This is a genomic window from Shimia sp. (assembly GCF_039969785.1).
Taxonomy (GTDB): Bacteria; Pseudomonadota; Alphaproteobacteria; order Rhodobacterales; family Rhodobacteraceae; genus Shimia.
The window spans coordinates 1-16,078 of record NZ_JBDVNC010000051.1 but is presented as its reverse complement, the minus strand read 5'-3'; the positions used below and the strand labels follow the sequence as shown (position 1 = coordinate 16,078).

The window sequence follows — 16,078 nt, the reverse complement described above, 5'->3', positions numbered from 1 at the left end:
GGCCGGCCCTGACGGGTATTTTCGGTCAATCGCGTGACATTCCCTGCGAATATGGGTATAAAATACCAAAATCAAAAAGGACGACATGAATGTCTGAAGACGCGCAATCACCCGAGCAATATGGCGCGGAATCCATTAAAGTTCTCAAAGGGTTGGAAGCGGTCCGCAAACGCCCCGGCATGTACATCGGAGACACCGACGATGGCTCGGGTCTGCACCACATGGTGTACGAGGTCGTGGACAACGGAATTGACGAGGCTCTGGCCGGTCATGCCGATGCCGTGACCGTGAAAATTCACGCTGACAGTTCCGTCTCTGTCAGCGACAACGGGCGTGGTATTCCGGTCGGCATTCACGAAGAAGAAGGCGTCTCAGCCGCTGAGGTCATCATGACCCAACTGCACGCTGGCGGTAAATTCGACTCCAATTCCTATAAGGTTTCCGGCGGTCTGCACGGTGTGGGTGTTTCGGTTGTGAACGCCCTGTCGGTCTGGCTTGAACTGCGCGTCTGGCGCGACGGCAAAGAACACTATGCCAAGTTCGAACATGGCGAAACCACCGAACATTTGCGGGTGGTTGGCGATGCCAATGGCCGCAAAGGCACCGAAGTGCGCTTTCTGGGGTCAACAGACACGTTCAGCAATCTCGAATATTCGTTTGATACGCTGGAAAAACGTCTGCGCGAACTGGCGTTTCTGAATTCGGGTGTCCGCATCATTCTGGAAGACGAACGCCCTGCCGAACCCCTGCGCTCAGAGCTATTTTATGATGGCGGCGTCAACGAATTCGTCAAATATATCGACCGCCACAAGACTCCGATGATGGAGGCGCCGATTTATGTCAAAGGTGAACGTGACGATATCGGTGTCGAAGTTGCAATGTGGTGGAATGACAGCTACCACGAAACGGTTCTGCCGTTTACCAACAACATCCCTCAGCGGGACGGCGGCGCGCACATGGCTGGATTTCGCGGGGCGCTGACCCGCACCTTGCAGAAATACGCTCAGGCAAGCGGCATCGCCAAACGGGAAAAGGTCAGCTTTACCGGGGATGACGCGCGCGAAGGTTTGACCTGTGTTTTGTCCGTCAAAGTCCCCGATCCCAAATTCTCGTCCCAAACCAAAGACAAACTGGTCAGCTCTGAGGTGCGCCCGGCTGTCGAAGGTTTGATGAACGAAAAACTGTCGGAATGGTTCGAAGAGAACCCGGCGCAGGCCAAGATCATTGTCACCAAGATTGTCGAAGCCGCCCATGCCCGCGAAGCCGCGCGCAAGGCGCGCGAACTGACCCGGCGCAAAACCGCGATGGATGTGAACTTTCTGGCAGGCAAGCTCAAAGACTGCTCTGAAAAAGACCCGTCCAAAACCGAAGTCTTCCTTGTCGAGGGTGACTCGGCTGGTGGCTCTGCGCAAACAGGGCGGGACCGGATGACACAGGCGATTCTGCCCTTGCGTGGTAAAATCCTGAACGTGGAACGCGCGCGGTTTGACCGAATGCTGGGAAGCCAGGAAATCGGCAACCTTGTCATGGCGCTTGGCACGGGAATTGGACGTGATGAGTTCAACATCGAAAAGCTGCGCTATCATAAAATCGTCATTATGACCGATGCCGACGTAGACGGCGCGCATATCCGCACCCTTTTGCTGACGTTCTTTTATCGCCAGATGCCAGAGCTGATTGAAAAAGGACATCTCTATATTGCTCAGCCGCCCCTCTACAAAGTGGCGCGTGGTAAATCCGAGGTTTATCTCAAGGATCAGGCTGCGCTTGACGACTACCTTGTTGAACAAGGCGTCGATGGTGCGGTGTTGCGCCTCGGGTCCGGTGAAGAAATACTTGGTCAGGACCTTTCCCGCGTCGTCGGAGAGGCCCGTCAGCTGAACCGGGTTTTTGATGCTTTCCCAACCCATTATCCGCGCCACATTCTGGAACAAGCCGCCATCGCCGGTGCCTTTGTGCCGGGCGCCGTGGATGCAGACCTTCAGGGCGTTGCCGACAAGGTTGCGTCTCGACTGAACCTGATTGCGCTGGAATACGAACAGGGTTGGCAGGGACGGATCACTCAGGATCACGGCATTCGTCTGGCCCGCATTCTGCGTGGCGTCGAAGAGGTGCGCACATTGGACGGCCCCATGCTGCGGTCTGGCGAAGCCCGCAAGACCGGTAGCTTCACGCTAAGCCTGCAGGAAATCTACGGCACCGCCGCAACGCTCGTGCGCAAAGACCGCTCTCAGGTCATCCACGGTCCGCTGGACCTGCTCGCCGCCATTCTGGGCGAAGGCGAAAAAGGTCTGACGCTGCAACGCTATAAGGGTCTGGGCGAAATGAACCCCGGCCAATTGTGGGAAACAACTCTGGACCCGGACGCGCGCACGCTCTTACAGGTTAAGGTCGAAGATATGGCCGAAGCCGACGATCTGTTCACCAAGCTCATGGGCGACGTCGTCGAACCACGCCGCGAATTCATTCAGAAAAACGCGCTCAGCGTGGAAAATCTGGATTTCTAAGAGTTTGTAGGTTCAGGTATAACTTTGCACTTAGAGCATAACTTTGCACTCCGGCGTGAACGCCTGGGGAAAAATGGGTCGTGGCAAGCCCTAAATTAGAGGACGTAGCGGGCGCAGCACTCGTCAGTATAGGGCGAGAAGCTGTCCTTGGGGACAAAAGTGCGTTTCGCGTTGGATCTGATCCGATACACCTGCTGTAGGGATCCCCATAGCACTGCGGATACTCAGCCGAGTGGGTATCCGCAGTGCAGAAAACAATTTTTTGTCCAAAGAGTTAGCGAACCTTCACTTGTCGGAATCAAAAGGCTGGTTTCTCGTCCAGTCGAACGTACCCTGATCCCTTTCCGCCACCGCTTGTTTCCAGCCAACCATTTCAACACGGGCTTTGAAGTTCATACCCTCCGGGGAATGACGCGTGATGCCGTCGAATACAGTCGCCAGGCGCTGAGTCTGGTTGATCTTCTCCTCTACGGCGGAATTGATCACCATCTTCTGCATCGCCAGTTGGTTGATCGGCACAGTTGCCATACGCCCGGCCAGAGCCTCAACTGCATCGTCTAATTGATCATCCGGAACCGATTTCAATATCAGCCCCATCTCCGCGGCCTCAACGCCAGAGATTTTGTCACCGGTGAACATCATGCGCTTCGCCTTCTCTGGACCCAGCCGATGAACCCACATCGCTGTGGTCGGGCATCCCCAGACCCGGGTCGGCATGTAACCGATCTGGGCGGAATCTCCCATGATTGTCAGATCTGCGCAAAGAGCAATATCTGACCCGCCAGCAACGGCGAAACCATGGACTTTGCATACAACCGGTTTCATCGCCCGGAACAGCGACATGAAGTTCTGGGTGTTCGCCCACATGAACTGGAAGTCCTGCATCGGATCCCAGGGCATCTCCTGCACCACCTTATTGGGGCCGTTGCCTTCGGCGTAGTGCGCCAGATCATAGCCTGAGCAAAACGCCTTGCCCGCTCCGGCCAGAACTATCACATGCACGCCAGGGTCTGCGTCAGCCCGCCCTACAGCGGCGGCAAGTTCGCGCGGCAGATCATCGTCAATCGCGTTCATCACGTCCGGGCGGTTCAGGGTGATCCGCCCGATACGGCCGTCTTTCTCATAAAGAACTTTGGACATGTTCACTCCCAATCGCTGACGGCTTTGACCTCAAGGAACTCCTCCAACCCCCAGGCGCCACCTTCACGGCCATTTCCGGACTGTTTCATTCCGCCAAAGGGGGATCCGGCACCGCCGAATTTTCCGTTCATTTCGACCATGCCCGAACGGAGTTGCCGCGCCACCCGGCGTGCACGGGCCTTATCAGCGGTCTGGACATAGTTGGTCAGGCCGTAGGGCGTGTCGTTGGCCAATGCGATGGCCTCTTCTTCGGTATCAAACGGAGTCATGACCAGAACCGGGCCAAAGACTTCCTCCTTCCAAAGAGTCATCTCAGGGGTGACGTCCGCAAATACAGTAGGTCTGACAAAATAGCCTTGCTCCAACCCCTCCGGCAGGCCCAGTCCGCCCGCAACCAGTCTTGCTCGCTCATCAAAACCGCGCTTGATCAGGAATTGGATCTTGTTGAACTGGGTTTTTGAAACAACCGGGCCGATCTGTCGACCTTCAACGTTTGCCGGTCCGACTTCAGTTTTTTCTGCAACTGAACGCGCGGTTTCTACGGCCTGTTCATAGATTGAGCGTTCAACCAGCATCCGGGTCGGTGCGTTGCAAGACTGGCCGGAATTATTGAAGCAATGGCGCACGCCGCGTGTGACCGCCTTTTCATCGGCATCGGCAAAGATGATATTGGCACCCTTACCGCCCAGCTCAAGGCTGACGCGTTTGACAGTGTCTGCCGCTGATTTGCTGATCGATACACCTGCACGGGTCGAGCCGGTGAAGCTGACCATATCCACATCCGGATGCGCGGTGAGGGCGCTGCCCACACCTGCGCCATGGCCATTGACCAGATTGAAAACACCTGGCGGGAAACCTGCCTCGTCAATCATTTCAGCCAGCAGCATGGCGCTGAGCGGCGCCTGTTCCGCGGGTTTCAGAACCATCGTGCAACCCGCTGCCAATGCAGGCGCGACTTTGAGCATCACCTGGTTCATCGGCCAGTTCCAGGGGGTGATCAGTGCGCATACCCCAACTGGTTCATGGAAGATCATGTCACCGGGTGCGTGATCTCCCAAAGGGTGCTCGAAAGCAAATGACCTGGCGGCACGGATGGTGTTCTTGAGATGGCCAGCGCCGGCGCCCACCTGTGCCGTATTTGCCAATGCAATTGGCGCGCCCATTTCCTGGCTGATCGCTTGCGCCGTATCCTTCGCGCGCCCTTTGTAAGCTTCCAACAGCCGTTCTAACGCGGCGATACGCTCCTGGGGTTCAGTCGCCGCCCAGCCCGGAAAGGCAGCCTTGGCCGCCGCAACTGCCGCATCGGTATCTGCGGGACCACCCAGCGAGATTTTGGCTATCTGTTCTTCGGTCGAGGGGTTCACCACGGCCATCCCGCTCCCGTCAACCGAGGCAACCCAATCTCCATTGATGTAGTGCTTTGTCATGATGTTCATGGCGTTCCCTTTCGGTCAGAGTTCATGGAAATCTCCAGCGGCAAAGCGGTCGCGGAGAACAAATTTCTGGATCTTGCCGGAACCGGTGAGGGGAAACTCATCCACCTGCACCCAGACATTCGGGGTTTTCTGCGGTGACATGTTTGCGCGGCAATGCGTGTGAAGTTCTGTCTTCTTGAGCTGTTTGCTGCTGCGGATGAATGCGCCGATCAGCTCACCCCACTTAGGGTCCGGCAAGCCGACGACTGCAACCTCGGCAACGTCAGGGTGCTCCAGCAGACAGTTTTCGATTTCCGCAGGGAAGTGGTTCTCGCCGCCCCGGATGATCATCTCTTTGACCCGGCCGGTGACGGTCACATATCCGCGCGCGTCCATCCGGCCCAGATCGCCGGTGTGCAGCCAACCTGCGGCATCCACCGTCTCGGATGTGGCCTTGGGATTGTCGTTGTATTCCAGCAACACACAGGGGCCGCGGGCGCAGATCTCTCCGACATCCCCTATGGCGACTGCACTGTTATCATCGACACTGCGGATCGAGACCTCGGTTTGCGCAACCGGTTGCCCCGCTGTGTTGCAAATGTCCTCAATGCTATCAGACAGGTGGTGCTGTGTGATCACCGGGCAGTGTTCGGTTTGCCCATAGAGTGTCGAGAACCCGGCCCCCATCAGGGTTTGCACCCGGCGGACCAGTTCCGGGGCTACCATGGAGCCGCCGCAACTGACCACCTTCAGCGCAGACAGGTCGCGCGGGCGTATTTCCTGCGCGTCCAGAAGCGCCACCACCATGGTCGGAACGCCAAGGATGATGTCGGCTCGGCACGCTTCAAGCTGATCCAGAACCACTTCCGGGTCAAACAAGCTGATCAATACCATCCGGCAGCCTGCCTGAAGGCATCCCAGCGTGACCATTCCACAGCCAGACGTATGAAACATCGGCATAACATTGACCCAGGATGATTTTTCGGTCGCTCCGCATCGGGTGGCGTAGAAACGGGCATTGTTGACCAGTCCGCGGTGGCTGAGTACGGCTCCTTTGGGAAAGCCGGTAGTTCCGCTGGTGTACTGGATCATTGCGGCGTCGCCCGGAGCAATGTTTGGCATAGAGACTGGGCGGGATCCAAAGGCAAACAGGGCCGGACTCTCCATGTCAGTGACTTCCCGCACAGCCGGGATGCCAGCAGCAACGTCCGCCCCGAAACTGCGCATTGGATTGCCGCGGAACTCTTCCACCAGAAACAAGGCAACCGCGCCGGATTGCTTCAGGACATACTCCAGTTCGCGCGCTTGAAAGGCCGGGTTTGCGGTCACCAGTACCAGCCCGGCCAAGGCACAGGCATATTCCATCAGCACCCATTCCGGGCTGTTGGGGGACCAGACGACGACGCGTTCCCCTGGAGTGAACCGGGTCGAGAGAGCCCGCGCCAGTTTCTCAGCCTCTGCCAGCAGTTCGCCATATGTCCAGCTCCGTCCCGGCGACCCATCCTGCCGAATCTCCGTTAGGGCTCCGGAGGCTGGCCGCGCCTCAGCGATCTCGCGCAGCATCGCTCCAATTGTTATCTCGCGTGTATCCATGTCGGACTGGGCCGGGACGCAGGACATCGTGAGGTTCAGATCATACATCGCCGAAATCTCCGCCTCGTCCCTTGCCGCTGGCGAAACGGGTCGCGCCTTCGACACCTTTGGTGACTTCTGCCTTGCTGCCACTCCATTCCTGTCGAAGAGCGTCACGCAAAGGCAACCCGTGTTGCACCCGCACAGAACGGCGATCCGCGCGCATGCAGCTTTGGGGGAAGCGAGCGATGTCGTGGGCCAGGGCTTCGGCCTTTGTGCGCGCGTCACCTTCGGGCACCACATATTCACACAGACCAATTCGCAAGGCCTCTTCTGCATCTACACGTCGGCCGGTGAGGATCAGGTCCGTGGCGCGGCCTTCCCCAACCAGCCGCGGCAGGCGAACAGTACCTCCGTCTATCAGCGGAATGCCCCAGCGGCGGCAGTAAATCCCCATAAAGGCCGTTTCTTCCATTACCCGGATATCGCACCAGAGCGCCAATTCCATGCCCCCGGCCACTGCCGCCCCTGCAACAGCCGCAATCACCGGTTTGGAGAGCTCCAGTCGGCTTGGGCCCATGGCGGCCATTGGCGGTTCCCCACTGTCGGGAAAGTCAAATGGGTCGAGTGCCTCTGCCCCGGCAAGCGAAGCAGCGTGTTTCAGATCCCACCCGGCGCAGAAGGCTCCGTTTTCCCCCCAGAACACGGCAACCCTGGCGCTTTCGTCTGCATCAAACGATCGAAAGGCCTCAAAGAGTGCCGTGGCACTTTCCGGATCCATGGCGTTGCGCGCCTCAGGGCGGGAATGAATGATGGTCCAGACCGGACCATCCTTTTCGACGCGAACACTCATGCCAACAGCTCCCCATAGCTACTTGCGAGATACTGTTCCCGGATAGCGAACTTCTGTACTTTGCCGGAGCCGGTCAGGGGGAATTCCGGAACTTGCACCCAGACCGAAGGGGTCTTCTGCGCCGACAGATGAACGCGACAATGAGCGCGCAGGTCGGCTACGTCCGGTGCAGTGCCGGACAAGATGAATGCTGCAATGATTTCCCCCCATTTCTCATCCGGCAGGCCGACCACGGCCACTTGCGCCACGTCCGGGTGCGTAACAAGAACTGCTTCGATCTCGGCCGGGAAATGGTTTTCACCACCGCGGATGATCATGTCCTTGACCCGGCCTGTCACCCGCACAAAACCCTGTGCGTCCATTGTGCCCAGATCGCCGGTGTGCAGCCAGCCGTCGTCATCAATTGCGGCGGCGGTGGCCGCTGGATTGTCGTTGTAGCCGATCATCACAGCGTAAGAACGCGCGCAGATCTCACCCGCTTCGCCGACTGGGAGCACGCGATTGTCCTCTGGAGAGCGGATTGAAACCTCCGTTTGCGGCAGCGGCTGGCCTGCTGTTTCCACGATCTGTTCAAGGGTGGCTTCGACAGGGTTCAGGCAGATCATCGGGCTGTGTTCCGTCTGCCCAAACGCACTGAGCAAGTGACACCCCAAGCGGTCCCGTACCCGGCGAACCAGATCAGGCGGCACAGGAGCGCCACCGGTTGTGATGACCTCCAGCGAAGACATGTCACGCGGGGTTTGTTCGAGGGATTCCAGAAGGTTGAACAGCATGGTCGGGACCGCAAAACAGGTTGTGACCCCCTGTTCCTCGATCAGCCGGGCAAAGACATCCGCATTGAAACGCTTGATCAGCAGCATCTTGCAGGCTGCCTGGAGGCACCCCAGCGCTCCAGTTGCACAACCTGCAGTGTGAAACAGCGGCATGAAATTGGCCCAAACGGAGTGCGCGCCGACTTGTGCCCGTCCGCAAAAGAGCCGGGCGTTGTTCACGAGGTTCTTGTGGCTGAGCACCGCGCCCTTGGGAAATCCGGTTGTCCCAGAGGTGTATTGAATCTGCGCGGCATCATCCGGCTGGACCTCAGGAAGCACAGCAGGCCGTTCCCCGGTGGCGTAGAGAGCGCCCGCATCCTCCAGATTTATGATCTCGCGCAGGTGTTTGTTCCCGCCGGTTGCTTCCTGCGCGATTTCAACCATCAGGTTGCCACGGAATTCATCGACCATAAACAGGCCGGCTGCGTTGGATTGTTCCAGCACATACTTTAGCTCAGAGGCCTGAAAGGACGGGTTGGCAGTAACCAGAACCAGCCCCGCCAGGCCGCAGGCATACTCCATGAATATCCACTGGGGGATATTGGGCGCCCATACTACAATCCGCTCGCCCGGGGCGTAGCGGGAGGATAGGGCCAACGCCAGTCGCTCAGCCTCTTCCAGAAGTTCGCCATAGGTCCACTGACGGTCGCAACTCCCATTGTCAGAAACGTCAACCATCGCAACTGAAAGTGCGTGTCTGTCTGCGATTTCCCGCAGCAAGCCGCCAACAGTTATGTTGCGAATTTCTGCGTCGCCCTGAGCGGGGAAATGTGAGGTCGAAAGGTTTGGCAGATACATTAAGGGCTCCCTGATACAGCAAGATCATTGCACGGTCTGATCGCTTTGAATAATATCAATGCGTCATCAAGCGATAACTTGGAGCTATCACCTTGAATCTCACCCTGCGCCAATTTTTGGTGTTCAAAACCATCGTCGAAAGCGGCGGCTTCCGGAAAGCGGCAGAGGTTCTGAATACGTCGCAACCAGCCTTGTCCAAGACCATTCAATCGCTGGAAGCCGAACTTGGTTTTTCGCTTTTGGATAGATCCACCCAGGCAGTAGAAATGACCAAAGCCGGTGAAGCGTTTTACGAACGCCTTGGTGAACTTTTTGACCTTGTCGATCAGATCGCAAGCAATGCCCGGGATGTAGCCGAAGGACAGCGCGGAAGCCTCTCCATCACCTACACCGATTTTGCCATTCTCGGTCAACTGCCGGAAACCATAGAGTTCTTCCGGCGGCAACAGCCAAGGGTCAAGATCGGTGTCCGGTTCTATCCAAGCCCTCGCCAGATTGAACTGGTTCTGAATAGGCAGGTCGATATCGCGTTCATCTGGCATTTCATGGGGCAAGTGCCGCCAGTTCTCAACTGCCAGCCGATTTCGAGCGAAGGGCTGGCCGTCGTTCTGCCCGATCATCATCCTCTGGCCTCGCGCGACACGATTGATTTGGTGGAGTTGCGTGATGAGACTTTTCTGATCGGTGACACGCCTTGGCTTCCGTTCACCAACCTTGTTAGGGATCTTTGCATCGAACGGGGATTTGTCCCAAAGACCGGGCAGGCCGCATATCTCCGGGATGAGTTCTTTACGTTTGTGCTGCTGGGCATGGGTGTCCTGATTTATCCAGAGAACGTTGTGCGTGCGCGCCGGGCAGGACTCAGCGCTGTGCGCATCCGGGATGTAGAAAAAGTGGTCGACATTTCGGCGGTTTGGCTCAAGGAAGCACGCAATCCGGCTCTTCATAGATTCCTCGACCTGTTGCCCAACGAGATTGCAGCATCCTGATGAGGTGAGACGCCGAAGTGCCTGCGAAAAAGTCTGGAAAAATGGGATTGGCTGCTAAAGCCGCTGGCAATGGAAATTTCGATGATTGGCAACGATGTTTGATGAAGCAAACGCCGCGCATGTTCGAGCCTTAGTTTTCTGTAGAATGCTTTTGGGCTTGTAGACAAAAGCGCCTTGAAGAGACGTTCAAGCTGCCGCACGGAAATACCAACCGAGGCAGCTATTTCTTGAACTGGAATAGGTTCCTCCAAGTTCGACCGCATAAATCCGATTGCGCTTGCGAGCTTGGCATTTCGCTCTCCGGTATGCAGGAATTCAGCAACCGACTGCTCTTCTTGCCCAGTTCTATAAGAGCCGCAAACAAGCCTGTCTGCCACCCTGCTGGCTATACAGCTACCACTGTTTTCAGCGATCAGCTGCAACATCATATCCAAGGTCGCAGCCCCTCCAGCACAGGTCAGGCTTTTTTCGCCAATACAGAAGATGTTCTGCTCTAACTCCAAATCTGGGCAATGTTCGGTAATTGCCCCCCTGTACCTCCAGTGAGCAGTTAACGGTTCGTTTGAAACTATCCCGGCTTTGGCCAAGGTGAAGACAGCGCTTCCCACCGCGCCTATGCGCGAACCTTTCCGGGAAACACTTCGCAACCAAGCCAGAACTGGCAAAGTAGATGCGTCGACGTATTCTTTGCCTCCCAGCACGATCACCGTGTCTCTTCTGCTGACCGGCATCATCGGACCATCCACATTCATGGACAAACCGTTAGACGCCAACACAGCGTTTCCGTCTTCACTGAACAGAGACCACGAATATCTGGGCGTCTGGTCAAACTGGTTAGCTTCATTAAACACGTCCAGCGCAGCACAAAGATCCAAGGAAGAGAACGACCTCAACAGTAGAAAAGCAAAGTGCATGGAGACGGCCGAAGCCGCCTCTGGTTCGCAACTCCCGATGCGTGCTGTTGAAACGCCGGGCATGAAGGTCACTAAGCTGCATTCGGTTTGGTTGGAATATCCACCAATTTGCCACGCGGGATCAGGCGGTCGGCGTCATACATAGGCAGGGTGCAGAGCTCTCCGCTCTGGGTGGATCCATCGGCGCAGAGTACATCGACCTGCGTGCCCGGACCCTGCGCAGGGTCATCCATGCGCACGATGCAAACACCACAGTCTTGATACGGAGAGTAGCCCGATGAGCAAACTCGGCCGGCTCCCTGGCCATCGATGGTCATCACACGGCCCAACTGTGCCACACCTCCGGTCACACGCATCCCCCAGGTACGGCAAGATCTGTCCGCGGCTTCCAGCGCCTTGCGGCCAACAAAGTCACGGTCGTCAAACTCGACAAAATCGCCAAGACCCGCGTCGAACGGTGTGGTCTCCGCTCCGAAATCCGAGCCAGCATTGAGCAGCCCTGCCTCGATACGCCGTGCGCGGAACACCGGCGTGCCGGTCAGCAAGATATCGAATGCCGCGCCGACCTCCATGATCTTGTCGCCGATTGCAGGGATCTCCGTATCAGGCAGCAGATAGACCTCCCAACCCAACTCGTTGGTGAAACCCGATCGGCTGATCCAGCAAGTCTGGCCTGCAATTGAAACCTCTGCACAATCAAAGTAGCGGAAAGGATCAGGCATTGGCCCGTCAAGCACAGCTGCCAGCAGTTCCAGAGAGCGCGGGCCCTGGATTTGGCTGACCCAAACATTCGGGTCGTGGATTTTCACATCCAGGCCCTGGGCATGCGCCTTGTACCAGCTGAACAGGTCGCCATCCGCCTGCGCCATCCAGAATCTGTCTTCCGCAAGCCGCAACAGCACCCCATCGGTGATCATGCCGCCATCGTGATAACAGGCAAACTGATAGGAGCAGCGTCCAGACTTCACTTTGCTGACGCTGCGGGTGAAGACTTTGTTCAGCAGGGTTTCGGCGTCAGGGCCGCTGATTTCGAGCGGCAATTCACCGGTGTGACGAAAGATGACATTTGTGCGCACGGCCCAGTACATCTCGTCATCTGTTGCCGTATCAAGTTTCTCCGGTGTCAGGCGCGAATTATAGAGCGTGTACTCCGGATCATAAGGCAGCTCCATGTAGCTCAATGGATGTGCCGGCATGGTGCGTGCCAACTCGCGTGGGCGCGCACCCTTGTTGTGCAGGGCCTTTGCGACGAAACGATAGTGGGAGAGGTCGGTTGTCATGTTTTTTCACCGTTCAGAGTTGTTAGACACCTGCGGGTGTTTGCCGGGCGGCGTACAGTATCCACGCATTATATGATGCCTATCTCGGCTAATATGACTGGCGCAAACCCAATGAATTGCACAAGCCGTTCGAAAATATTAGACAGGTTAGATGCGCTTCCGTTCCTATGACGCCTTGAAGACCTTTGATGTTGTCGCCCGCACGCTCTCGATGACTGCGGCGGCCAAAGAGGTGCATCAGTCCAAAGGATCGGTCAGCTATAAGATCAACAAGCTCGAGAGAGATCTTGGGTTTCAGCTGTTTGAAAGAGGCAACGCCAAACTGACCCTGACTGACGCCGGGCGCAGGTTGTGGCATGTATCCCAATCTGCCCTGGGCCAGATTGACCGGGAAATTTCAGATCTGCGTGGCGTCTCTTCAGCTACGGTGAACATTGGCGCGCTGACCTACTTTTCTTCCCGATGGCTTTCCCCACGACTCACGCGCTTCTTTGAGGCCAATCCGGGCGTCAGTTTGAGGATTGAACCGATCAATTCCATAGAGATGCTGGAGACTGCCAGAGTGGATCTGGCAATCCTTTGGGGGCTCGGCGGCTGGGCGAATTACAACAGCGAGCTTCTCATGCCTTGTCCTGCAGTCCCCACTGCCAACCGGGCTGTTGCCGACCAAATTGAGAAGATGGGAATTGAGGATGCTGTGCGCAGGCTTCCATTGCTTGGCGATAGCTCTGGCGATGCGGGCTGGCGGGCCTGGCATGATGCGGCTGGGCTTCCTTATGAACCCAGCCGGTCAAGCCTGGCGATCCCGGACTCCAACAGCCGAGTTCAAGCAGTTGTTGACGGCCAGGGGGTGGCTTTGTGGGATGATCTGGTCATCCCGGAAATAGAAGCCGGAACTCTGGTCAGAGTGTCAGATGTTTGGGTGAGAACGTCTGGCTACTATGTCGTCTTCCAGAAAGCCCCTTTCTCGCCAGGAGCAGAAGCGTTCTTGGATTGGCTCTGGAGTGAAGCAGGATAAGGTCATACACCCAACGGCGACCAGAGTACCCGACGGAAACTTTTAAATGACGGCAGTCAGCCCGAAACGAACCTACATTTAGTTGCTGGGCTCACATGGGTGCTCATACAGGTTGGGCGGCAAGCGGTCGTTCGTTGCTTTTTTTGCGCGGATGTCAGCTTCGGCGCTGTCGGTTTCGTTCCTTACAGTTTAGATTCTTTAGTTCCCGAAGCCGACTTTCGTTATTGACGTCTTGGTCGGCGGCTTTTCGTGCCGCCCTATGTATTTTGACGGAAGTTATCCAAAGTTATCCCGCGCCTGGATAACTATGGATAACTTCTCCCTCTGTGTGTCAGTGCCGCTGCTTGATGCGGGCCCTTTGCCCTTCGATCCCAGCTTCGTGGAGTTTCGTGTCGCCGACATTCGTCAATGTTGCCGCCTTCGACTTCGAGCCACTCACGTCACTCTACTGGAAGGGCGGTTGGGCTTCGGTCATTTCAGCTGTTCCAGCATTTCCACTTTCTCATGAGTGGAAGCGCCCTCTTTCCAGATCGGAATGTCAATCACGTCCCGGCCCTCCCAATCAATCCTGAGGCCAAACAGGGTCGTCGCCGATCAATTCAACGGGCCGTATGCTGGGAGTGCGATTTCTGATCAGTCCATCCATCACAAACATTATTGCCCGCGACCGGACGTCCTCTTCACCATGAAGGACGGCGAAGGATGAAACCACGTCGATTTTTGGCGGATAATGTTGTTCAAAGACGACTGATGCGCCGAACTTGTCTTGAACTATATCGCGCAAAATACAGAGCTTCCTGGCGCCCTCTTACGCGAACGGGCGATCTCTTTCGACCAACTCAGAAATCTGGTTTCTCTCTTGGCTCTCGACAACCGAAGGTAGCACGTCATCGATATCTCCAAAGAACTCATCATCCTGGTCTTCGCCCTTGGCAGTTTTGCGTTTTCGCTCACTTCCAAATCCCCGCTCTCCATGCGTAGGCCAAATTGGCGGCATCCGCGCCAGCACGGTGCAAAGAGGGCCGGTCTTGCATGTTGCGATAGACCCGGTGAAGATGCCCAGGCGCCATGCAGCCTTCACTTGAAAACGCGGCCCAGACCGCTCCGTCAAAGTCAGAGATCTCTGGGCCTGGTTGGTTGAGTAGACGATTCAGCCAGCGCTGATCGAATTTAGGCGCGTCTGAAAATAATGGCCTGCCTCCAACTGTTTCCAACAGCCATTTGGCCACGTCGTCCGGCGGTGATGCATCATCAAGCTCAGATCTCTGAATGCCGTGAATGTTCTGACTTTCAGCGTTCCAGTCACTTTCCAGCCAATCCGGCCTGGGCTGAATGAGCTTGCTTTCAACGACAACTTTCGTCCCGTCAAGCCACGCCACCCCGGCTTCAATCGGCCAGCTATCTTGGCTCAGCGAGGATGCCTCAAAATCGATAAAGACCGGCCCTCCTACACTCACTATCTCGCCGTTTTCATCGAGACCAACTCCAATGCCAAGCGCGCGACGTCGAGCAAAGAATAACTCTTCATTGGGACCGGGTTCTCCCAATATTTTGGCAATCTCGTTGAGTTCTTCTTTGTCCATCGTTCTCACCGTGTAAGTTGTCCGCTCAGATGTGCGAGGTTTTCACAATAAGTCTCGGGCCATGCAGTTCGGCGCCTCTATCGTATTTGCAGCGCCTTCTCGGGATGATCGTTGGCAATTTCTGCGTCAAAGATTGCGAACTTGACGTTCTGCAAGCTGAGCTGTTCGCGTAAATCCATCAACGATGGCATTGAGCGTTCCCAGCTGGTCGGTGCAATTATGTAGGTCTCTGGAAACTCCCGGAGCAAAAGGGACGCTACCGCCAAAGTTTCCACTTGGAACTTGCGCGTGATTTTCTGCCGGTGACTTTTTATTTCTATTGCCGCAATTGGCTTTCCGCCTCGCAGCAGCTCAAAGTCGCAGGGAACTGGCTTCGATCTATCCCGAGGGCGCAGCACTGTCTTTCCACCTTTGTTCAAGACGCCAATATTGTTTTCAAGATACCGTTTGATAGAATCCTCATACTCCCGCTTTCTGTGCCATCGGTCGTGCCCAACGCCCGCAGACTGATCAGTCTCTCGTTTTGCTTGTTCGATCTTTTTGTTGAGTCCTAAGCGGGTCATCGTGCCATCAAATACACTTTGAACAACGTCCGCAGTATCAGCCTCCGACATGCGTTCAAGTTGGATCAATTTCAGTACGGACGTCATGGCGATGTGTTCGGGTGCCGCTGCATGGACATCAGGTGCGTTCTTCTCGAGCCATTTTTCGGCGTAGACCGGATTTCTTAGGCTGGCACGGTCCTGACCACGAAGCTCTGCAACCCTGTCGAGAATGCCATCGAGATCTTTGAAGCCGTAATCCTCCCGAATATTCACAGCGGTGCGAAGCTTCTTGGCGAACGTGATCCAGTTCGTTTCAGCGGCAATGTCTTCGAGTGGTTGTTGCACGGTCATTTTGGGCTCTCAAACCGGTTTGTTTCGAAATCTCCGAAAGATCTGATGTTGATGTTAGTATTACTAACAGAATCAGGAAAGGGTAAAGTATGCGAGTGGACAAGCAAGCCAACCCAGTGGCGCGGACTATTCACAAACGCGGCCAAATGAAAAAGGCCCACTGTTGAATGTCATTGAGAACTGACCCGGTAGCCCCCCAAATTGTCACTGAGAATTGACCCATGTGAACACATGGCCCTGACGTTTTTGTTCAGGGAGATTTGGAGTGATCGACATGGGATTTTTGAGTGTCATTCGACGC

The 16,078-nt window shown here is 56.1% G+C and carries 12 protein-coding genes; 2 read left to right on the top strand and 10 right to left on the bottom strand.

What is annotated here, in order from left to right; genetic code table 11:
* Positions 1-89 precede the first annotated feature (89 nt).
* Positions 90-2,507 carry a DNA topoisomerase (ATP-hydrolyzing) subunit B gene (gene gyrB / locus ABJI08_RS22425; RefSeq protein ID WP_348404076.1) on the top strand — a complete coding sequence of 806 codons (2,418 nt, stop codon included), beginning with the start codon at positions 90-92 and terminating at the stop codon, positions 2,505-2,507.
* A 285-nt stretch (positions 2,508-2,792) separates the two neighbouring features.
* Here gyrB and ABJI08_RS22420 read toward each other — a convergent pair whose 3' ends face one another.
* The 8 genes from ABJI08_RS22420 to ABJI08_RS22385 are packed head-to-tail and all read right to left on the bottom strand — an operon-like array spanning position 2,793 to position 12,280.
* Entirely contained in the window at positions 2,793-3,647 is an 855-nt protein-coding gene (locus tag ABJI08_RS22420) for a crotonase/enoyl-CoA hydratase family protein (protein ID WP_348309631.1), read from the bottom strand.
* 2 nt (positions 3,648-3,649) lie between these two features.
* The gene (locus tag ABJI08_RS22415; protein ID WP_348404075.1) at positions 3,650-5,083 is read right to left on the bottom strand and encodes an aldehyde dehydrogenase family protein; all 1,434 of its coding nucleotides are present in this window, start codon (positions 5,081-5,083) and stop codon (positions 3,650-3,652) included.
* A gap of 15 nt (positions 5,084-5,098) precedes the next feature.
* Complete coding sequence (locus ABJI08_RS22410) at positions 5,099-6,703, bottom strand: AMP-binding protein (protein ID WP_348309627.1); 1,605 nt, start codon at positions 6,701-6,703, stop codon at positions 5,099-5,101.
* Positions 6,696-7,487, bottom strand: coding sequence for a crotonase/enoyl-CoA hydratase family protein (locus ABJI08_RS22405; RefSeq protein ID WP_348404074.1), 792 nt, complete (start codon positions 7,485-7,487; stop codon positions 6,696-6,698). Before ABJI08_RS22405 ends, ABJI08_RS22410 begins: the two co-directional genes overlap by 8 nt.
* Positions 7,484-9,097 (bottom strand): AMP-binding protein, encoded by a 1,614-nt coding sequence (locus tag ABJI08_RS22400; protein WP_348404073.1) that lies wholly within the window; start codon positions 9,095-9,097, stop codon positions 7,484-7,486. The genes ABJI08_RS22405 and ABJI08_RS22400 overlap by 4 nt, the downstream gene beginning before the upstream one ends.
* Positions 9,097-10,044, bottom strand: a complete 948-nt coding sequence (locus tag ABJI08_RS22395) for a hypothetical protein (RefSeq protein ID WP_348404072.1) — start codon at positions 10,042-10,044, stop codon at positions 9,097-9,099. Before ABJI08_RS22395 ends, ABJI08_RS22400 begins: the two co-directional genes overlap by 1 nt.
* Positions 10,041-11,063: a GlxA family transcriptional regulator gene (locus ABJI08_RS22390; RefSeq protein ID WP_348404071.1), complete on the bottom strand. Its 1,023-nt coding sequence runs from the start codon at positions 11,061-11,063 to the stop codon at positions 10,041-10,043. Before ABJI08_RS22390 ends, ABJI08_RS22395 begins: the two co-directional genes overlap by 4 nt.
* Positions 11,064-11,071: 8 nt before the next feature.
* Entirely contained in the window at positions 11,072-12,280 is a 1,209-nt protein-coding gene (locus ABJI08_RS22385; RefSeq protein ID WP_348404070.1) for an aminomethyltransferase family protein, read from the bottom strand.
* Positions 12,281-12,431: 151 nt separating this feature from the next.
* On the opposite strand from ABJI08_RS22385, the gene ABJI08_RS22380 reads away from it, so the two are divergent.
* The gene (locus tag ABJI08_RS22380; protein ID WP_348404069.1) at positions 12,432-13,298 is read left to right on the top strand and encodes a LysR substrate-binding domain-containing protein; all 867 of its coding nucleotides are present in this window, start codon (positions 12,432-12,434) and stop codon (positions 13,296-13,298) included.
* 950 nt (positions 13,299-14,248) lie between these two features.
* Here ABJI08_RS22380 and ABJI08_RS22375 read toward each other — a convergent pair.
* A complete protein-coding gene (locus tag ABJI08_RS22375; protein WP_348404068.1) occupies positions 14,249-14,881 on the bottom strand; it encodes a hypothetical protein in 633 nt (210 codons plus the stop codon).
* Between the two features lie 77 nt (positions 14,882-14,958).
* Positions 14,959-15,777 (bottom strand): hypothetical protein, encoded by an 819-nt coding sequence (locus ABJI08_RS22370; protein WP_348404067.1) that lies wholly within the window; start codon positions 15,775-15,777, stop codon positions 14,959-14,961.
* Positions 15,778-16,078: the final 301 nt, after the last annotated feature.